At 57.9% G+C, this 19,822-nt stretch carries 20 protein-coding genes; 4 read left to right on the top strand and 16 right to left on the bottom strand.

From position 1 onward, the window contains the following. Positions 1–105: 105 nt before the first annotated feature. Positions 106–1,134, bottom strand: coding sequence for an amidohydrolase family protein (locus NTD81_RS07365; protein WP_410017121.1), 1,029 nt, complete (start codon positions 1,132–1,134; stop codon positions 106–108). 152 nt (positions 1,135–1,286) lie between these two features. Here NTD81_RS07365 and NTD81_RS07360 point away from each other — a divergent pair, with 152 nt between their 5' ends. Together NTD81_RS07360 and NTD81_RS07355 are read left to right on the top strand one after the other, a co-directional pair. Next, positions 1,287–1,688: an OsmC family protein gene (locus tag NTD81_RS07360; RefSeq protein ID WP_262181040.1), complete on the top strand. Its 402-nt coding sequence runs from the start codon at positions 1,287–1,289 to the stop codon at positions 1,686–1,688. Next, positions 1,685–2,545 (top strand): pirin family protein, encoded by an 861-nt coding sequence (locus NTD81_RS07355; protein ID WP_262181037.1) that lies wholly within the window; start codon positions 1,685–1,687, stop codon positions 2,543–2,545. The genes NTD81_RS07360 and NTD81_RS07355 overlap by 4 nt, the downstream gene beginning before the upstream one ends. Before the next feature lie 61 nt (positions 2,546–2,606). Here the strand turns inward: NTD81_RS07355 and NTD81_RS07350 are convergent, their stop codons facing one another. The 13 genes from NTD81_RS07350 to NTD81_RS07290 all read right to left on the bottom strand — a co-directional run bounded on the left by NTD81_RS07350 (position 2,607) and on the right by NTD81_RS07290 (position 15,809). After that, positions 2,607–3,389 carry a dienelactone hydrolase family protein gene (locus NTD81_RS07350; protein ID WP_262181035.1) on the bottom strand — a complete coding sequence of 261 codons (783 nt, stop codon included), beginning with the start codon at positions 3,387–3,389 and terminating at the stop codon, positions 2,607–2,609. 169 nt (positions 3,390–3,558) lie between these two features. Further along, a complete protein-coding gene (gene catA, locus NTD81_RS07345; protein ID WP_262181034.1) occupies positions 3,559–4,485 on the bottom strand; it encodes a catechol 1,2-dioxygenase in 927 nt (308 codons plus the stop codon). A 54-nt stretch (positions 4,486–4,539) separates the two neighbouring features. Then, positions 4,540–4,830 carry a muconolactone Delta-isomerase gene (catC, locus tag NTD81_RS07340; RefSeq protein ID WP_262181032.1) on the bottom strand — a complete coding sequence of 97 codons (291 nt, stop codon included), beginning with the start codon at positions 4,828–4,830 and terminating at the stop codon, positions 4,540–4,542. Positions 4,831–4,845: 15 nt separating this feature from the next. After that, on the bottom strand, positions 4,846–5,967 hold the full coding sequence (locus tag NTD81_RS07335) for a muconate cycloisomerase family protein (protein WP_262181030.1): 1,122 nt from the start codon (positions 5,965–5,967) through the stop codon (positions 4,846–4,848). A gap of 86 nt (positions 5,968–6,053) precedes the next feature. Further along, a complete protein-coding gene (locus tag NTD81_RS07330; protein ID WP_262181029.1) occupies positions 6,054–6,830 on the bottom strand; it encodes a 1,6-dihydroxycyclohexa-2,4-diene-1-carboxylate dehydrogenase in 777 nt (258 codons plus the stop codon). A gap of 67 nt (positions 6,831–6,897) precedes the next feature. Further along, positions 6,898–7,908: a benzoate 1,2-dioxygenase electron transfer component BenC gene (benC, locus tag NTD81_RS07325; RefSeq protein WP_262181027.1), complete on the bottom strand. Its 1,011-nt coding sequence runs from the start codon at positions 7,906–7,908 to the stop codon at positions 6,898–6,900. Positions 7,909–7,976: 68 nt separating this feature from the next. Beyond that, positions 7,977–8,465, bottom strand: a complete 489-nt coding sequence (benB, locus tag NTD81_RS07320; protein WP_262181025.1) for a benzoate 1,2-dioxygenase small subunit — start codon at positions 8,463–8,465, stop codon at positions 7,977–7,979. Next, entirely contained in the window at positions 8,462–9,820 is a 1,359-nt protein-coding gene (gene benA / locus NTD81_RS07315) for a benzoate 1,2-dioxygenase large subunit (protein WP_262181023.1), read from the bottom strand. Before benA ends, benB begins: the two co-directional genes overlap by 4 nt. Positions 9,821–9,996: 176 nt before the next feature. Continuing rightward, positions 9,997–10,953, bottom strand: coding sequence for an AraC family transcriptional regulator (locus NTD81_RS07310; protein WP_262181022.1), 957 nt, complete (start codon positions 10,951–10,953; stop codon positions 9,997–9,999). A gap of 672 nt (positions 10,954–11,625) precedes the next feature. Further along, entirely contained in the window at positions 11,626–13,530 is a 1,905-nt protein-coding gene (htpG, locus tag NTD81_RS07305; RefSeq protein WP_262181021.1) for a molecular chaperone HtpG, read from the bottom strand. Between the two features lie 85 nt (positions 13,531–13,615). Further along, positions 13,616–14,869 (bottom strand): MFS transporter, encoded by a 1,254-nt coding sequence (locus tag NTD81_RS07300; protein ID WP_262181018.1) that lies wholly within the window; start codon positions 14,867–14,869, stop codon positions 13,616–13,618. 32 nt (positions 14,870–14,901) lie between these two features. Continuing rightward, positions 14,902–15,348 (bottom strand): PaaI family thioesterase, encoded by a 447-nt coding sequence (locus NTD81_RS07295; protein ID WP_262181016.1) that lies wholly within the window; start codon positions 15,346–15,348, stop codon positions 14,902–14,904. Then, the gene (locus tag NTD81_RS07290) at positions 15,348–15,809 is read right to left on the bottom strand and encodes a PaaI family thioesterase (RefSeq protein WP_262181014.1); all 462 of its coding nucleotides are present in this window, start codon (positions 15,807–15,809) and stop codon (positions 15,348–15,350) included. The genes NTD81_RS07295 and NTD81_RS07290 overlap by 1 nt, the downstream gene beginning before the upstream one ends. Positions 15,810–15,994: 185 nt before the next feature. Here NTD81_RS07290 and NTD81_RS07285 point away from each other — a divergent pair, with 185 nt between their 5' ends. Together NTD81_RS07285 and NTD81_RS07280 are read left to right on the top strand one after the other, a co-directional pair. Beyond that, a complete protein-coding gene (locus NTD81_RS07285; protein WP_262181011.1) occupies positions 15,995–16,285 on the top strand; it encodes a hypothetical protein in 291 nt (96 codons plus the stop codon). A gap of 309 nt (positions 16,286–16,594) precedes the next feature. Beyond that, on the top strand, positions 16,595–17,407 hold the full coding sequence (locus NTD81_RS07280; RefSeq protein ID WP_262181009.1) for a DeoR/GlpR family DNA-binding transcription regulator: 813 nt from the start codon (positions 16,595–16,597) through the stop codon (positions 17,405–17,407). A gap of 38 nt (positions 17,408–17,445) precedes the next feature. Here the strand turns inward: NTD81_RS07280 and otnI are convergent, their stop codons facing one another. Beyond that, the gene (otnI, locus tag NTD81_RS07275) at positions 17,446–18,231 is read right to left on the bottom strand and encodes a 2-oxo-tetronate isomerase (protein ID WP_262181007.1); all 786 of its coding nucleotides are present in this window, start codon (positions 18,229–18,231) and stop codon (positions 17,446–17,448) included. A gap of 21 nt (positions 18,232–18,252) precedes the next feature. Next, on the bottom strand, positions 18,253–19,710 hold the full coding sequence (locus NTD81_RS07270; RefSeq protein ID WP_262181003.1) for an SLC13 family permease: 1,458 nt from the start codon (positions 19,708–19,710) through the stop codon (positions 18,253–18,255). Positions 19,711–19,822 lie beyond the last annotated feature (112 nt).

Raw genomic sequence — 19,822 nt, 5'->3', positions numbered from 1 at the left:
AGTTACTTTGTACGCAACCCAAAACAGCAACGGGTTAAATTTCACCCACCGGTAAACACCTGAAGTGCTGCGCGAGCACCAAGAGGCGCAGTTACGGCACTGGGCTTAGTTGTCTTTTTCGCGGCTGGACTTCGGCAGAATGTTTAAAAAGTTATCCCGCGCCACCTTCCGCGCCACCTCGGTGGGTAACTTGTTTAAGAAGGGCTCAAAGTCACTCAGGCTTTGCTCCAGATTATCGAAGCGCCCCACTACATCGCTGCCCAACATAAAACGCTCTGGGTAAGCGCTCACTAACTTGAGCCAGGCGGGGTCGGCCTGGCCATGCGCATCCAGTAAGTACGGCTGCAGCACACTCCAGGACAGATCGATATAGAGATTGGGGTATTGCTCAAGCATGCGCGTGAGATTCTCTAGGAGAAAATCCAGCTTCTTCTGATGCCGATGGATTTCCATGCTGGTGCCGGCATGGGCCCAGATAAACCGCACATGGGGGTGGTTGCGCAGCGACTCCTCGATTTCTGGCAGATACAGCGGATTACGCTCACGCTTGGAGGTGATATTGGCATGCAGCATCACCGGCAAGTCGTATTCAGCGGCCAGGTGGTAGACCCGCGCCAGTGCCTCGTTATTCGCCCGTGGCGCATCACCGTGGATCAACGCAGTAAGGTCATCGTGACGGGTAAAGATCTCGCCCAGCCCCTGCCATAAGCCAGGGTCCATCTCCAGCATGCGGCGGATATGGGCGTCAGCATTTTTGTCGTTGGGGTTAAAGCCACTCAGGAACGGGTGCAGGCGCTTGCGCTGAGCGGGCGTGGCACTCTTGTAAGCATGTGCCACCAGCACGTCGGTGGCGCTGTACCAGTACGCATTGGCATCGTCGCCGGCGTAATAACGCGGGCGCTTGGGTTCGTCTTCATCCCACTTCTTGGCCACCGGAATACCGGAGAGCATCACATGGTCGATGCGCCCGGCGTCCATGTGTTTAAACAGCTCGTCCAGCCCGGCGCTTTCCTGAAAGAAGTCGACATAGTGCAAATGGGCGTCGCTGTAGCGGTAATCCGCCGCCACTGGGCTCAGCCCCGGCAGAACGGCCAGTGATGCGCACAGGGCAAGGCTTAGGTAAGGCTTAAACAAACGGGCGTCCTCCATTAAGTCCGGTACAGAGCTTAGACATAACAAACAGACAATGTTTTAGTCTTACAATTAGTCAACAGGTGGCCAGCACTGGTGGTCGCCTATTGCCTTGGGCTAGGCTGAGCCCTTCGATCCCTTGCCATGGAGTTCATATGATTAGTATCAGTAATGAAAAAGGCTTGCTGCAGCGCATCACCGTCGGTGAGCACACCCTACACAGTGATGTTTCGACTGAATCCGGCGGCAGCGGCGCCGCCCCTGCTCCCCACGATATTTTCGATGCCGCTTTAGGCGCCTGCAAAGCCCTGACCCTGGCCCTGTATGCCAAACAGCGCGGCATACCGCTGGAGGGCGTGGATGTACAAATCAACCGCGACGACAGCGGCGAACGTCAAGGCGTTTACCGCCTGGATGTGAGCTTAAACCTCAAGGGCGAGTTAGATGACAGCCAACGCCAACAACTGCTGCGCGTGGCCGACAAGTGCCCGATCCACAAACTGATGACCACCAGCGAGGTGCAAATCAGTACGCATTTAGCTGAGCCAGCCGCATGAGTTCACCCCTGATTATCAAACCGCGTCAGGAGGATGTGGTCGGGCAAAGCATTCTGCGCCCCCTGCCCTCGGCCAAGTGCCGCAGCGTTGGGCCCTTTGTGTTTTTCGACCATATGCTGGAGGCGCGCTTTGCCCCTGGTAGCGGGATGAACATCAATCAGCATCCGCATATTGGCCTGTCGACCCTCACCTACTTATTTGAGGGGCAAGTGCAGCACAAGGACAGCCTCGGCTCGGATCAGCGCGTGTTGCCCGGCGATGTCAGCTGGATGACCGCCGGACGCGGCATTGCCCATGTTGAGCGGACCCCCGCCGACGTGGTGCAAAGCGGTTCCAACAGCCACGGCTTGCAGGTGTGGCTGGCCATGCCCACGGCCGAGGAAGAGTCAGAACCCAGCTACAGCCATCATCCGGCGAGCAGCTTGCCACGCAGCTCGAGCATGGGCGTGGACATCTGCCTGATCGCGGGCAGCGGGTTTTGTTTGCAATCACCCGTACCGGTGCGCTCGCCGACTCTTTACGCCGAGCTGCACTTGGCCACCGGGGCGACCCTGCAAGTGCCAGCAGAGCATACCGAGCGGGCACTGTACCTGATTGATGGCGAAGCCTTGGTCGACGGCCTGGAACTGCCGCGCCGCCAGTTGATGGTGCTGCCTGAAGGTGAGGAATTCACCTTGAGCGCATGCAGTGAAAGTCATCTGGTGCTGATCGGTGGCGAGCCCATTGGTCCACGGCGGATCAACTGGAACTTTGTGGCCAGCGAGCAGAGCCTGATTGATCAGGCGCGCCTGCGCTGGAGCACAGGCGACTGGCCGCAAGTGCCAGGCGAACAGGCCCGTATCGAGCTGCCGCACTGACCCCCACGACCTACCTCAACTTCTGCCGGCGTTCAGCACGCCGGCAGAAGGCTCAGCAAGCCTAATCAGCAAACGCCTCGTCGAAGAAGTCGTTCATTGCTTTGAATGCGCGAGCCGCCGCCACCGGATGGTATTCACCGACCCCCGGCACGTTGGCTTTCAAGCTGGTGAAGGAATGCACGGCGCCACCGTAGATAAACAACTGCCAGTCGACCCGGGCCAACCTCATCTCGGCGATAAATCCGTCCACTTGCTCCTTGGTCACGATCGGATCCTCAGCGCCATGCAGCACCAGCACCGGCGCTTTGATGTTATGGGCGTCGATCGGATGAGGAGTATCCAGGCTGCCATGGAAGCTGACAAAGCCTTGCAAGTCGGCACCGGCACGGGCCAGCTCAAGGGCGCAGGAGCCGCCAAAGCAGAAGCCGACCGCGCCAAGATTGTTTAAATCGATGGCCGCCGCGTCTGCCTGGGCACGCAGTGCGCTGACCGCTGCCAGAGCGCGCCCGCGCATCTCGGGACGGTCACTACGCAGTTTCGACGAAACAACTTGCGCCTCGTCGGCGTTCTCCGGACGCACGTCCTTGCCGTACATATCAGCCAAAAACACCACGTAGCGATTACCCGCCACACGAATGGCCTTGCGGGCGGAGTCCTCATTGATCCCCAACCAGTTGGGCAGCACCACCAAACCTGGACGTGGCTCAGTAATGTGCTGCGAGTAGATCAGCAGACCTTCCAGGGCCTCGCCATTGAACTCATAAGCCACCGGTTTGAGCACGAACTGCACAGCGCTATCGCCAACCTTCTCGGTTATGACGCTGGGTATGGCGTGTTTACTCATGGTCTGTCCCTTAAATGAAATGGCTTAACCCTAACAATAGTGAATTTAAACGCCTAGCCATGAAAAAGCCCGCTAAAAGCGGGCTTAGTCCAACCATTGGTCTTGCTGAATAAGCGCGCCAGTTGCCCCTGCCTAGCCGCCAGGCGAATCAGCCCGACGGCCCCCCTGCTTAGCTGGCCTTCTGCGGCCGTGGCCGCAGATTGCGCTGCTCTGCTTTGGGCGCCAAGGCCCGCTGCAATTGGAAGTCAAACTGCAGCTCAGCGTAGCGTCCGGCAATGCCACGCCCGCCGCCCTCGACAAATTTCAGCTCGCCAACCAAACCATCGCGGGTGGCATAGGCGAAGTCATCCCACAGGTACTTATCGCCCGACAGGTTGATCTGTGTGGTCAGGTGGCGATGGCCAGGGGCAGAGATAAAGAAGTGGATATGCGCCGGCCTCTGGCCATGGCGGCCCAGCAGGTCGAGACATTCCTGAGTCGGCCCCTGCGGATTGCAGCCATACCCCGAAGGCACAATGCTGCGGGCACGATAGCGTCCTTCGGCATCGGTGACGATGCGCCGGCGCAGGTTGAACGGACTCTGGCTCTTATCAAAGAACGAGTAGTTACCCTTGGTGTTGGCATGCCACACATCCACTACCGCGCCGGGCAGCGGCTGGCCTTGGGGGTCGAGGATTTGTCCCTCGAGGAACATCACCGTGGCGCTGCCCTCTTCGCTGCCGTCATCCATCCGCGCCGCGCCTTCAGACAATGGCGCGCCGCCCACATACAGCGGGCCTTCGATGGTGCGTGGCGTGCCGCCTGTAAGGCCCGCATCGGCATCCATGGCGTCTTGGCGCAGATCGAGGAAGTGCTCAATGCCGAGCCCGGCCACCAGCAAACCGACCTCATTGCTGCCGCCTAAGCGATTGAGGTAATCGACGGCCTTCCAGAACTCATCGTCGCTGATGGCCAGCTCCTCGATAAAACGCGCAGTGTCCTGCAATAAACGCAGGATGATCTGCTTCAGGCGCGGCGAACCTTGCTCATGGTTAAGGCCAGCGGCCTCACGGAAGAATTGCTGCAGCTCAGCAGTTGGGGAGATTTTCACGGTCATGCTTGGGTACCTACCTGTTGTTATGGGCAGCACGGCAGCTGCCAGGGCAAAGGCTTAGCGATCGTCGTTATGGATGGATGAGGGATGCCGGCACAGGCCGTTAACCTCAATCTCCATGTAAGGAAACAGCGGCAGCTGCATGAGGGTGTCGTGCAGCGCCTCGACGCTGGGCACGTCGAACACGCTGTAGTTGGCGTAATGCCCGGCGATACGCCACAGGTGGCGCCACACGCCTTCGTGTTGCAGGCGCTTGGCGAGCACCTTCTCATCAGTTTTCAGTTGGGCGGCCTGACTGGGGGCCATGTCTGGCGGCAACTTCACGGTCATCTTCACGTGGAACAACATCTGCGTAGTCCTCCATTACTTACGGGCGAAATGCGCCAAACGCTCTTCGTCGAGGCTTAGGCCGAGGCCCGGGGTGTTTGGCACCAGCAGTTGGAAATCGCGGTACACCGGCGGCTCAGTGACAATCTCTTCGGTCAGCAGCAGCGGACCGAACAGCTCAGTGCCCCAGGTCAGGTGTTTAAGGGTGATAAAGGCATGGGCCGAGGCCAGGGTGCCGATGCTGCCTTCGAGCATGGTTCCGCCGTACAGGGCGATGCCGCAGGCCTCGGCTATCTGTGCGGTGCGCAACACGGCGCGCGGGCCGCCGTTTTTGGCGATCTTCAGGGCGAAGACGCTGGCCGCGCCGTCAGCAGCCAGGCTGAAGGCATCCTCAACCGACTCGATAGACTCATCGGCCATGATCGGCGCCAGGCTGCGCAGGTTAAGGCGCACCTGGCCGGCGCGGTTAGTGCGGGCAATCGGTTGTTCGATCAGATCTATGCCGTTGGCCCCCAACACCTGACAGGCATGGATCGCCTGGGACTCATCCCAGTACTGGTTGACATCGACCCGCACACTGGCACGATCGCCCAGCTCCTGCTTGATCGCCAACACATGACGCAAATCATGGGCCAGCGGTTTGGCCCCGATCTTCAGCTTAAAGATGCGATGCCGACGGGCCTCGAGCATCTGCTCGGCCTCGGCGATATCCCGGGCGGTATTGCCGCTGGCTAAGGTCCAGGCCACCTCCAAGCTGTCATGCACGCGCCCGCCCAGCAGCTCGCTGACCGGCAAGCCCAAACGCTTGCCTTGGGCATCGAGCAAGGCACTCTCAATCCCGGACTTAGCAAAGTTGTTGCCCTTGGCCAGCAGGTCGAGCTTGTGCATCGCCGCATTGATATTGCTTGCCGGCAAGCCGCGCAGCATCGGCGCAAAATGGCTGTCGATGTTCTGCTTGATGCTCTCCGGGCTTTCGTTGCCGTAGGCCAGGCCACCGATGGTGGTGGACTCGCCAATGCCTTCGATGCCGTCGCTGCAGCGCAGCCGGATGATCACCAGGGTCTGGCGCTGCAGGGTGTGCATCGCCAGCTGGTGTGGGCGAATGGTCGGCAGGTCGACGATGGTCGCCGTAAGGCTTTCGATCAGCGCTTGAGTCATAGGCTCAATTCTCTGTTTAAGTGGATTGCCTGGCGCACTAGGCGCAGGTCGATAACCAGTGAGGCTTAGCGCCACCTCCGGTGCGGCTAACCGAGATCGCCACCGCCCACCGGCAAGGTCACGCCGGTGATGTACGAGGCTTCATCGGAGGCCAGAAACAGAATCACCCCGACCTGCTCCTCCACGCTGCCGTAGCGCTTCATCAGGCTGCTCTGCACGGTTTGCTCAACGATTTGCTGATACCACTGCTGCTCATGGGCGCTCAGCGGCTCGCTATTGCGCGGGATACGCCGTGGGGGCGCGTCGGTGCCGCCCGGCGCGGTGGCATTCACCCGGATGCCACGTCCGGCGGTCTCGAAGGCCAGGCAAGCCGTGAGCGCGTTGACCCCGCCCTTAGCCGCGCCGTAAGGCACGCGGTTAATCCCGCGGGTGGCGATGGAGGACACGTTGACGATGGCTCCGGCGCCTTGCGCCAACATGTACGGCAGCGCGCTGTGGCAGCACCACAGGGTGGGGAACAAGGAGCGGCGCACTTCCGCCTCGATCTCCCGCTCGCGGTAATGCTCGTAAGGCTTGGCCCAGATGGTGCCGCCGACGTTATTGATCAGAATGTCGATCCGGCCCAGGCGGTCCACCGCCGTACGCATCACCATCTGGCAGTCCTCGTATTGCTCAAGGTCCGCCGTCAGGGTGATCAATTGCCCGGCACTGCAACTGGCCTCGAGCAACTCATGGACCAGCTCCGAGCGATCCACCGCCACCACCTGCGCGCCTTCACGCAGCAGGCGCTGCGCCACCTCACGGCCAATGCCCTGAGCGGCGCCAGTGACCACCACGACCTTTTGCGAAAATCTTTTGTTCATCTCGACCTCGATCAATATGCCGCCCAGCCTCAGGCGCGGCGCACAGAGACACTTCGCGTAGCGCCCGTTAAGCGCTGGCGGCGAATTTTTCGTAGTAGAAGTTGGCGGGACTGATGCCCTGCTCGCTCATATAGCGGCTAACCGCCTCGACCATCGGCGGCGGTCCGCACAGGTAGATGTCCACCTCGCCGTGATTGAGGTGCCCGGCTTCGATGTGCTGGGTGACATAGCCCTTGTGCGGGTAGTTGCTGTCAGGGCTGGCGACGCAGGCGCGGTAGCTGAAGTTAGGGATGCGCTGAGTGAAGCCCTCAAGCTTGTCCAGCTCGACTAAGTCCTGATCATGGGTCACGCCATAGAGCAACTGCACCGGCTGTGTGCTGCCCTGCTCGGCGATCTGTTCGAGCATTGCAGTGAACGGCGCCAAACCGGTGCCACCGGCCAGCAGCAGCAACGGCCGCTGGATCTGACGCAGGTAAAAGCTGCCGAGCGGGCCGCGCAGGCTGATGGCATCACCCAGTTTTGCCTCAGCGCTTAAGTAGTGGCTCATCAGCCCGCCCGGCACATTGCGGATCAGAAAGCTGACTTCGCCCGCACGCGGCAACGAGCTAAAGGAATAGGCGCGGGTTTGCGCACTGCCTGGCACCTGCAAGTTGACGTATTGCCCCGGCAAAAACGCCAGTTGCTCCAGTGCCTGGCCTTTAAGCGATAAGGCTAAGGTGCTGGCGGACAACTCAGTCAGCGCGCTGATGCTGGCCTGGTAGCTGGCCTGCTCAGTCTTGCACAGCTGCGCCGAGACCGGCACCCGCAGCACGCAGTCACTTTGCGCACGCATCTGGCAAGTCAGCACATAGCCTTGGGCGGCTTCGGCTTCGCTTAAGGCATCGTCGATGTACTCATCGCCCAGGTCATAGCTGCCGGCCTCGGCCAGGCACTTGCAGGTGCCACAGGCGCCATCACGGCAGTCCAGGGGGATGTTGATGCCTTGGCGATAGGCCGCATCGGCGATGGTTTCGGCCGCCGTGGCGGTGATAAAACGGGTCACCCCGTCTTCAAAATTCAGTGCGATCTGGTAGCTCATTGGGTACCCCGCGGCCGAGCGCAGCCAGCGCATGTAGGAACACGCACCGAGGCTTGCGCCGGCTGCAATCAGATGTGGTAGATGTCGATGACCTGGCGCACGTAGTCGTTCTTCAGCACCACCTTCTTGGCCTTGATCAGCGGCTGCGCGCCGCGCAGATCCAAGGTGTAGAAACTGGTGCCGAAGTAGCTGTCGGTGACCTTGTAGCGAAAGCTCAGGGTGTGCCAGTTGAAGCGCACCTGACACTCTTCGCCGTCACTGGCGACGATCTCGATATTGCTCAGGTTGTGCGAGGTACGGGTATGCGGCAGGGTCGCGCTGGAGCGCTCGGTTTTGATGCGAAACACCCGATCCTCCAGACCGCTGCGATTGCCGTACCAAATCAGGGAAATTTCCGCCTGCGGGTCCTCGGTCAACGTATCGCTGTCGTCCCAGGCCGGCATCCAAAAGCTGGCGTCGCTGGCATACAGCTCCAGCCACTGATCCCACTGGCCATCATCCAGATAGCGCGCTTCACGGTAGAGAAACTCGCACACTTGCAGGTACTGGCTGCTCATTGTTCGGCCTCCCCGGCAATGACTTCTGCCTCAGCCGCTACAGCCTTGAGCATGCACTGCTGCCAATACTGGTGCTGCAACACAAACAGCCCCTCATCCTCGGTGCGCACGCCGGAGAGCAGCGGCTTTAAGGCGATTTCTGTGGCCGCCGCATCGGCACCCTTGACCCAGTGCTTGGCGCCGCGGGACATATCGTTCCAGCCGCGCCCGGCGCCGTAACCCACCTGGCACGAGCGAAACTCTTCGAGATCATCGGGCGTGGCCATACCACTGACGTTGAAGAAGTCTTCGTACTGGCGGATGCGCTTGGCCCGCGCCTCGGCGCTCTCGCCCTTAGGCGCGATGCAATAGATGCTGATCTCCGTGCGGTTCACATCCAGCGGCCGCGCCACACGAATCTGCGAACTGAACTGATCCATCAGGTACACGTTGGGGTACAGGCACAGGTTGCGCGAATTCTCGATCATCCAATCGGCGCGGGCCTGGCCATACTCCTGCACCAGCTCGTCACGCCGCTCATAAGCCGGACGATCCTCAGGGTTAGCCCAGCGGCTCCAAAGCAGCAGATGGCCATGCTCAAAGCTGTAAAAACCGCCGCCGTTTTTCGCCCAACCGCCGGCGTCCATGGTTTTGATTTCTTCCCCTGCCTCACGCTGCGCCCGCTGGTTTTGCGTGGCTGCGTAGTTCCAGTGCACGGCGCTGACGTGATAGCCATCGGCACCATTTTCGGCGGTCAGCTTCCAGTTGCCTTCGTAGATATAGGTCGATGAGCCCCGTAGCACTTCCAGCCCTTCAGGTGACTGGTCGACGATCATGTCGATGATCTTCGCCGACTCGCCTAAGTGCTCAAGCAAGGGCTTCACATCGGCGTTTAAGCTGCCAAACAGAAAGCCCCGGTAGGACTCAAAGCGGGCGATCTTGCTCAGGTCATGGGAGCCTGCGCAGTTGAAACTGTCCGGGTAGCCGGCGTCTTTCGGGTCTTTAACCTTGAGCAGCTTGCCGCTGTTGTTAAAGGTCCAGCCGTGGAACGGACAGGTATAGGAGCTGCGGTTACCGCTCTTATGCCGGCAGAGCATGGCGCCACGGTGGCTGCAGGCATTGAGGAAGGCATTCAGTTCGCCGTCCTTATTGCGCGCAATAAATACCGGCTGGCGCCCCATGGTCACGGTCAGATAGTCGTTGTTATTGGGCAACTGGCTGTCGTGGGCGAGGTAGATCCAGTTACCTTCGAAGATGTGTTGCATCTCCAGCTCAAACAGCCGTGGATCGGTAAACATCTCGCGCTTACAGCGGTAGATGCCTCGTTCGGTATCTTCTTCAAGCAGGGCACGCAAATAGTCGGATTGCAGAGACATGGCTGAGCCTCCATTTTTTATTGTCCAAGCCAAGTCAGCTCAGGTTATGCAGGCGCTTAAGCACGCAATAGCCGATCTGCGCAGATCACTAGCCGTTTTCTGCACACAGGCAAACCTTAGGCGCAAGGGCTCTTAGCGCGGCGCTCGACAGCGGCGCTGACGATCAGCACAGGGAATCAGTGACGACGCTTAAAGGTCGCGGAGGGCAATTCGCCAAACTGCTGGCGGTAGCTTTCGGCAAACCGGCCTAAATGGACAAAGCCATAGTCCATGGCCAACTCGGTCAGGGAGCGCACGGTGCAATGGGGGTCGATCAAGCAGGCGTGGATGCGCGCCAATTTACGCTGCCGCACGTATTGCATAGGGCTCAGCCCCAGTTGTCGCTCAAACAGACCATAGAGCGCACGCAGGCTTATGCAGGCATGCTCCGCCAGCTCTGCGGCAGCCAGCTTATGGCTGAGGTGGCTATCGATATAGGTTTGGATACGCCCCAGGCTGACACTGGCACTGCCCTGCTCCTCGCGGCTGACGTTGCAGTGCAACAGCGACAGCAGCTTAGTGCCGATGATCTGGGTGTAATGCTCCTGCACCCGCAGCAGCGAGTCCTGGGCCTCGGCCTCCTGGCAGATCATCGCCAGCAAATTGGTAAAGCCCTCCAACTCCGTCAGTTGGTAGTGATTGCGCAAGAACCGCACGCCACCGGCCGGGCGCTGCCAGCGCTGGTCATCGCACACCGACTCCAGCACCGCCACCGGCACCTTGAGGATAAATTTCTCGCAGTCCTCGGAGTAAGTCAGGTCCACCGGATCATCCGGGTTGATCAGCAACAACTCCCCCGGCAACAGGTATTGCTCATGCTGTGGACCGCGCCATAAGCACTGCCCCTGTAGCAGCACCTGCAAGTGAAAGAGGTTTTCCAGCGCTGGCGACACCACCCGCACGCTGCCGCCATAACTGATGCGGCACAGATCCAGCTGGGCAAATTTGCGGTGATTCAGATTGGCCTGCGGCCGCGCACTCTTGGCCAGGCTGATGCAGTGCTGACCGACATGCTGATTGACGTAATCGGAGACGCGATGAGGATCGACCTGATCAAACACCGCACTGCGCTGACCTAACAGAAGACTTTCCATAGCCAAGCGACCTCTTAACTTATCCAGCCCCGGCATTACCAATAACTATCTGTCACTGCCAAGCAGGCAAATCAAAATAAAACTCACACCCACAAATAACCAAACTCAAAACCTATAAAGCAGAAAACTAATTACTAGATAAGAATTTAAAACCAATCCCCCCATCTAAATCAGCCCTCCTTGCTTAACCGATATAAAGCCCTGAATTATCTAGCAAGCGTGGAGCCCGCTCTGCCCTCCTGCCCCCCTGCGGCCAAGCCGCAGACTTTGGGCGCAAGCGCTGAGGTAGCGCACCGCCAGCGCTGGCTCGCATCATCTACATCCCCCCAAGCACAGCAATAAAACTTAACAGCAGCACCATGCCTTATAGCCGAAACCACTGCAGCGGCCACTGAACTTACTACAGCCTGCGGCAACACCTAGCCAATATAGACCAAAGGCCCATTTAACAATGTCCGCACCGCAGTCTCCCTGTAACTTTAAGAAAGTTCTTAAACAGACCCGTTAGCCCAAAATTTTTACCAAGTTATATAAACCAAAAGCGCTTCCCAAGTGCCCCTCAAGGCGTTGCCCTTTACCCAGCAGCCGGCTGCTGAGCCCGCGCCAGTCAAGCCAAAGGCAAACGCCAGGCAAAAAAAAGCCCGCGTAAGCGGGCTTTTCTTGAGCAGACTGTTAGGCCGAGAGTTCGACCAGCAGTTTGTTCAGGCGCTGCACATAGGCAGCCGGGTCTTTCAGGGTGTCGCCGGCAGCCAGAGCCGCTTGGTCAAACAGGATGTGGCTTAAGTCAACGAAGCGATCTTCATCGGCCTCGGCATCCAACTTCTCAATCAGCGGGTGGCCCGGGTTGAATTCGAAGATGGGCTTGGAGTCCGGCACTTTCTGCCCGCTGGCTTCGAGGATCTGGCGCATTTGCAGACCCAAGTCCTGCTCACCAATGGCCAGAATCGCTGGCGAGTCGGTCAGACGGTGGGAAACCCGCACCTCCGCCACTTGCTCACCCAGCGCAGTTTTCAGACGCTCAACCAAACCTTCTTTGGCTTTGGCGACTTCTTCCTGGGCCTTCTTGTCTTCCTCAGTGTCCAGCTTGCCGAGGTCCAGATCGCCACGGGCGACGTCGACGAACTGCTTACCATCGAACTCGGTCAGGTAGCTCATCAGCCACTCATCGATACGGTCAGTGAGCAGCAACACCTCGATGCCTTTCTTGCGGAACACTTCCAAGTGCGGGCTGTTCTTCACTTGCGCGTAGGATTCGCCAGTGAGGAAGTAGATCTTGTCCTGACCTTCGGCCAAGCGCGCGATGTACTCAGCCAAGCCAACGTTTTGCTCGCCGTCGGTGCCTTTAGTGGAAGCAAAGCGCAGCAGAGCGGCGATTTTTTCCTTGTTGGCGAAATCTTCTGCCGGGCCTTCTTTAAGCACCTGACCGAAGTTTTTCCAGAAGCCTTGGTATTGCTCAGGCTCGTTCTTCGCCAGTTTTTCCAGCATGTCCAGCACACGCTTGGTCAGCGCCGACTTCATCGAATCGATGATCGGGTCTTTCTGCAGGATTTCCCGCGACACGTTCAGCGACAGGTCGTTGGAGTCGACCACACCTTTGATAAAGCGCAGGTACAGCGGCAGGAAGGACTCGGCCTGATCCATCACGAACACGCGCTGCACATACAGCTTGAGGCCCTTCGGCGCTTCGCGCTGGTACAGGTCAAACGGTGCGCGGGCCGGCACATACAGCAGCGAGCTGTACTCCAGCTTGCCTTCAACCTTGTTGTGGCTCCAGCTTAGCGGGTTCTCGAAATCATGGCCGATGTGCTTGTAGAACTCTTGATATTCCTCGTCCTTGATCTCGGTACGCGGACGCGTCCACAGCGCGCTGGCGCGGTTGACGGTTTCCCACTCAGGCTCGGCCGGCTGGTCTTTCTCTTCGCCGTGGAGCTCTTTAGGTAACTCGATCGGCAGAGCGATGTGGTCGGAGTATTTCTTGATGATGTTGCGCAGACGCCAGCCATCGGCGAACTCTTCTTCACCGGACTTGAGGTGCAGCACGATACGGGTACCGCGCTCAGCCTTCTCAATGCTGGCCACTTCAAAGTCGCCCTCGCCTTTGCTCGACCAATGCACACCGGCGCTGGCCGGGGTGCCGGCACGACGGCTGTAAACGTCGACTTTGTCAGCGACGATAAACGCCGAATAGAAGCCCACACCGAACTGGCCAATCAGGTGCGAGTCTTTTTTCTGGTCGCCGCTGAGCTGCTTGATAAAGTCAGCGGTGCCGGACTTGGCGATGGTGCCCAGGTGCGCGATGGCGTCTTCGCGGCCCATGCCGATGCCGTTGTCTTCCAGGGTCAGGGTCTTGGCTTCTTTGTCGAAGCTGATACGGATTTTCAGATCCGCACCGCCTTCGAGCAGCTCGGGCTTGGCCAGAGCTTCAAAACGTAATTTGTCCGAGGCGTCGGAGGCGTTGGAAATCAGCTCACGCAGGAAGATTTCCTTGTTCGAATACAGCGAATGGATCATCAGGTGCAGCAGTTGCTTCACCTCGGTCTGGAAGCCCAGGGTTTCTTTTTGAGTTTCCACACTCATGCTCTCTCTCCACTTTTATTTACGAAGCCGCAATACGGCGGATGTCATAGAAGTGGGGGCAGGCTGAGGAATTTCAAGTGCTTATTTAAGGCTCAAGTAACTCGATCTGTATTATCTGCTGCGGATTAAAGCGATAACTCACATCACCACTGCCGCTGATTTGCTTACGCAGGGTCAACTGCCCCGCTGCCGTCAGGCCTTCGAAACGCCCTTGGGCGCTACTGCCTTGAGTGCTAATGCGCATGCGCAGGCCTTGGTAACGCTTAGGATTAGCTTGCAGGGCCGGCAAACTAAAGCCTTGCCGACGATCCGCCGCCGCTGCGGGCGCCACGGCAACGCTGTCAGTGACAGGAGTCGGCTGAGCAGCTGGCGCTGTAGCCTCCACACTCGCCTGCTGTAGGTTGGGGAAACTATCATCGACCACCTTCCAGCCACCCTTAGCCGATTTATCCAAACTTAGGGACACCTGCTGCTGCTCGCCCTTGATCGTCGCCTGCACGGTTAAGGTTAACGGCGGCTGGAGCTTGCTCATCGGTGCCAGAGGCTGCAGCTCAACGCGGCGGGTGGCGAAGCGCCGCTCTAGGTAGTCGGCAATCACGTAACTTAAGGTGTCCAGCGAGTCGATGCGCCGATCGACTTTATCGCCACGGTAGCGCAAACCATTGCTGAATAATTCCAGCTTGCCAGTCAGGCTGGTTTTATAGGGCGCTGGCAGCACTAGGTGAATATCGCCCAACCATTTGTTCGGTGCGCTGGGTTGCAGCGCCAAACTCAGGGTATAGCCCTGGCTCAATCGGCGTGCTTCCGGCAGCGTTTGGCCAGGCGCCAACCAACTGATTTCCACTTCCGGCAACTGACCTTGGTCAGCGGGCAGCACATTCACGCGCAGCGGCCCTTTCGGACGTTGGCCCAAGCGAATCACCAGCTCATTCTCGGCATAGAACCCCGCTCCTTCACGCAGACGCAGCACGCCATCCACCAGCTCGGCTTGATCCGGGGTAAACGGCCGGCCATTGAGCAGGCCATGCAGCTTGATCTGGAGCGGCGCCGCCGGTACCGCGGCAGGCTGGCGCCAATGGCCGCTCAACAACGCCTCAAGCCGCTGCGGGTCTTGATTGGCCAGCATCACCAGCCCAATCAGCAACGGGATGATGGCCAACCCCGCGAGCACCATCGGTGCCCGTGCGCGTGACCACTGCTTAAACACAAACAGCAGCGTTAACGGTGGCAACACCGTCAGGCAGCCCCACAGCAAACTACGGCTGAAGGCGCGCAGCGCAAGCCATAACAAGGCCAACGCCAACAGCAGCAAACCTCCAATAATCAGCAGTGCGGGCATTGCCGGGTCCTTAACTGATGGCCACTAGGTGCCTATGGCTCGTCTACTTTGAAATGCGCCCGTGCGGTGGCGATAGGCTCGCTTTGTTTCGTCTGCCAAGCAGTGATGGCGACGTTGGCAACGCGCCGGCCCTGGCGCCACACCTGACACTGCACGAACGTATCAAGAAAATGCCCGGCGCGCAGGTAATCGACAGAAAAGTCGATAATTTTCGGGAAGTGGGCAATGCCCATATACATCAGTAAATGGAGCATCGCCGCTTGCTCCATAAACCCGGCAATCACCCCGCCGTGCAGGGCCGGCAAAGTGGGGTTGCCGATGTTGTCGCGGTTGGCCGGCAGTTTAAACACCACATCATCGCCAAAGCGCACGCACTCAATACCGAGGAATTTAGCGTAGGGAATTAAATTCAGCAGCGCGTCGTAGTTTTTTTGCTGATGCGCCTCTTGCACCAGCTGATTCAGATCGATCTCGCTCATTAACTACGCCCCTTCAGGCTGCTGACTGTGCTGCCGGGCTTGCCCATGCGCATAAAGGTGCCCACCGCATGGGCAATTGGCTGGCTAGGGTCATCCTGATAGGCATAACCGCGGGTAAAAATAACAGTGGGCGTGACTCGATAACACTCAGCAAAAGCCAAGACATCTTTATGCGGCTGGGCCGGGTGCATGTAATCAATGCGCAGGTCTAAAGTTGGGCACAACTCAAATTCAGGTAAAGCACATACCGTAGAAATACCGCAGGTGGTATCCATCAAGGTGGTGATGGCGCCGCCATGAATCACACCGGTTTGTGGGTTGCCGACAATCATTTGGCTGTATGGCAGGCGCAGAATCAGCCCGCTGGGCTCGGCGCTATGCACCGTCATGCCGAGTACTTGGCAATGACGTAAGGCTGAGAGGAAATACTGGGTCCGCTCGAAGAGCGAGGATTGGCTCATGTTGTTATTCCAGGCCCGCTACATAAAGAGCGCGCATGATAACCCACAGACCCGGTTTCTACGTTAATTAGCCATATGGCCAGGAACAACTAAAGTAATTAAGGGAACTTAACGCCCATTAAGTTGTTTAATCGGCATGCTTGGGCGCCAAGCATTCAAAACTATAAACACTAGGGATTACTACTATGCAAAAGCCATTCGTAACCACTCTGCTCCTGGCTTCCGTCCTGGCTCTGGCGGCTTGTGAGAAGACTCCAGAAGACAAAGTCCAGTCCGCTAAAGAATCGGCTTCCGAGGCCGTAGAATCCTTGGGCGATGCGGCCAAAAAGACTGGTGAAGCCATCGAACAGAAAACCCATCAAGTGTTGGGCACTGAGCCTACCACCGGTGAAAAAATTGAAGATGCCGCCAACAAAGCCTCTGATGCAATCAAAGATGCTGGCGACGAAGCTAAAGACGCTGTCGACGGTAACTAATCCGCCGCATGCCTCGTCCTGAAATAGGTTTAAACCGACTGCCAGGACAATCAAAACGCTCGGTGCACCGCATCGGGCGTTTTTTTATTGCGAGGCTAACTCCCATCGCTTTATCAACCCGACTCGTAGCCTGTGCACAACGCTCTGCTAGCAGTTGTGCCTGTAAAATCCCGCCCTCGCTCAGCCTGAGCATTCTGCAAGCCGTCCTAGTCATCAGTTATTGAGCAGCGCACGCCATGGCGTCCTAGATGAGTTGCGCTACTATGTCGGCCCACGTTGTATCCATAAACGATGGATTCAGGAGCCTGAATGTCAACAAAGGACATCGCGGTTGAAAATGGCGCACCCATGATTCCTGAGCAGCGTCGTGTGTTGATGTTACGTACGTTGCGCAAACATCAGGTGCTGAGTGTTCATCAGTTGATGGAGATGTTTGGCTGCTCGCACATGACCATACGCCGCGACATTGCGCTGCTTGAACAGGAAGGCCTTGCCTATTCGGTAACCGGTGGCGTGCGCATTGCCAGTCAATTGCACAGTGAACCCAGTCGACAGCTCAAGTCGGCCATTGAGTTGCCGCAGAAACTGGCCATGGCCAAGCTAGCCGCACGTTTGCTACATGCCGATATGACCATTTATCTGGATGCCGGCACCAGCACACTGGAAATTGTTCCTTATATAACGGCGCTATCCGGCATGACGGTGGTGACGAATGACTTCGCTATTGTGCAGGCACTGCTTGATGCTCCCCACGTTACGGTGATCCACACTGGCGGACAGTTGGATCACAGCAATCGCTCATCAGTGGGCAACCTTGCGGTTGTTACGCTGCGCCAGATCGTCACGGATATCGCATTTATATCGACGAGTTCCTGGGATTTACGCCGTGGCCTTACCACGCCATCAGTACTCAAGGTTGAGGTAAAACAAGCGGCCATGCAGTCGGCAGCGCAAGTCGTGCTGGTGGCCAGCAGCTCGAAATACGGCACATTTAGTACTTACAGAATTGCAGGCCTTGAGGAGTTCGACTTGATTCTCAGTGATGACGCACTGGCCGGCGCGGCAGCTGACGGCATTCGCAAATTAGGCGGGGATTTATGGCTCCCCGCTGATTATTCGTAATCGAGTTAAGGCCTCTCCACCCTCCTCTCACGGGCCTATTATTGGCTGCTTTTCCAGTCCCGCAGCCATTGCAAACCGGCAGATGTATTGCCACGGGGGCGGTACTCGCAGCCTATCCAGCCGTCATATCCGAGCTGGTCAATCAATTCAAACAAATAAGGGTAATTCACCTCACCCTGATCCGGTTCGTGACGATCAGGTACACCTGCGATCTGGATATGCCCGATGTCATTGAAGTCCCGCTGTAGTTTGCTCGCCAGATCACCCTCCACGATTTGGCAGTGGTAGCAATCAAACTGTACTTTCAGGTTATGCGCGCCTACTTCCTTGCGAATGGCATGGGCCTGATCTTGCCGGTTGAGAAAGAAGCCTGGCATATCGCGGGTATTGATCGGCTCCAGCAACACCGTTACCTCGGCCTTGGCGGCCTGTGTGCAGGCGTAGGTGAGGTTCTCCAGATAAACCTCGTGATTTCGCGCGCGATACTGCTCTGAGGGCAATAACCCAGCCATCACATGGATGCGCGTATTGCCAAGCACGCTGGCATATTCCAGCGCTCGATCAAAACCACTGCGAAACTCCAGCTCCCGCCCTGGTAACGATGCTATCCCTCGCTCCCCTGCCGCCCAGTCTCCAGGCGGCGCATTAAACAGCACTTGCTGCAAACCGTTGTCGCGCAAACGCTGTTTAAGCTCGACGGCGCTGTGGTCGTAGGGAAACAGATATTCCACAGCATCGAAACCATCGGCTGCAGCGGCGGAAAAGCGCTCAAGAAACTCGTACTCCGGATAAAGCATGCTGAGATTGGCAGCAAAACGAGGCATGGTAGCTCCTGTGGTTAAAAGTCAGACAAAAGGCCAAAGCAGTGAGGTCAGGATGAACCCCAATGTGCCAAGCAATGTCGTCAGCACTGTCCAGGTACGCAGCCCATCAGCCACACTCAGGCCAGCCATCTTTGTGAAAATCCAGTAACCGGCATCATTGATGTGGGATGCCGCTAAACCGCCACCGCCCATGGCTAGAGACAGCAAGGCCATTTGGTTTGGGCTAAGACTCAGCGTCGCAATCAGGGGGCTGATGATGCCAGCCGTAGTCACCAGTGCCACGGTCGTCGAGCCTTGTACTGCACGTAACAGCATGGTCAATAGAAACCCCAGCGCCAGCACGGGTAAGCCTGTGCTTCGTAGCAGATTGGAGACCACGGCACCGATTCCTGTGTCAACCAAGACCTTGCCAAATACACCTCCGGCGCCGGCAATCAGGATGACCATGGCCACAGCGGGTATCGCGGAGCCGATCACGTCAGATATCTGGCTACGGCTCCAGCCGCGACGGGCTCCCAGTAACCAGGCACAGAGTAAAGTGTCGATCAGCAACGCGACCAAAGGAGCACCAAGCACAGTCATGATACTGCGCAGCAGTGAGTTGACCGGCAGTAATGAGCCGGACACTGTGCCCAGTAAAATCAGCACGATAGGTAACAGAATCAAGCTGACGATCAGGCCAAATCCCGGCGCCGGGGCTGCTGGCAACCTAGCCGCAATGCTGCTGGCCGAGGCCTCTGTGCTCATGGGTGAAATCACGACATCCTGCTGGCTTGGAGCGTCGTGCTCCTGGGCCCAGGCGACCAGATCCTGATTACTGACATGGGGGCCATAAACCTCAGCACGGATGTCATCAGTCATCGGATAAGCACGGCGCGCCATGCGCCCTGCAACGCTGTAACCGACATAACAAAGAAACGCGGTAATGGGCAGGCCGAACATCAGTATGCGGCCCATATCAACCCCCAATTGGCTGGCTACCGCCACTGCACCAGGATGTGGCGGCAAAAATGCATGCACCGTCAGCAAAGCCGCACACATGGGTAAGGCGAACACCAGCAATGGTTTGCGTGCCCGGCGGGCAATGCCGTACACCAGCGGCATCAGGATGATGACGCCAACCTCGAAGAACACTGGGACCCCGACCATAAAACCGGCAGTGGTTAAGGCCAGTGCTGTCCTGCGGCTTCCAAAGCGCTTGATAAGGGCTTGGGCCAGCGCCTCCGAACCGCCTGAAAGCTCAATAATGCGGCCAATCATAGCGCCCAACGCGATAATGATAGCGATATGCCCTAGCGTCTTGCCCATACCGCCTTCAATAGTGGCGACCAGATCCGTCGCTTTTACCCCTGCGCTCAGGGCCACTATGAGACTGACCAGAATCAGGGCCACGAAGGGTTGTAACTTATACTTAAGGACCAGCAGCAGTAACAACGCGATACCCGCTGCGGCAGTGACTAGCAGGATTGACGGGCTCATCACACAAACCCTCTTTCGGACTTATTCATGATTGGTTGCTTCCTGTTTTTATTGTTTTCAGGCAAGCCGATACCGCGGAACATCGCCTGCGCGTTCCTTGATATGCCTTGTG

Source organism: Pseudomonas sp. 5P_3.1_Bac2 (assembly GCF_025465995.1).
In the GTDB taxonomy this organism is placed as follows: Bacteria; Pseudomonadota; Gammaproteobacteria; order Pseudomonadales; family Pseudomonadaceae; genus Aquipseudomonas.
This window is presented reverse-complemented; position numbering and strand designations above follow the sequence as displayed.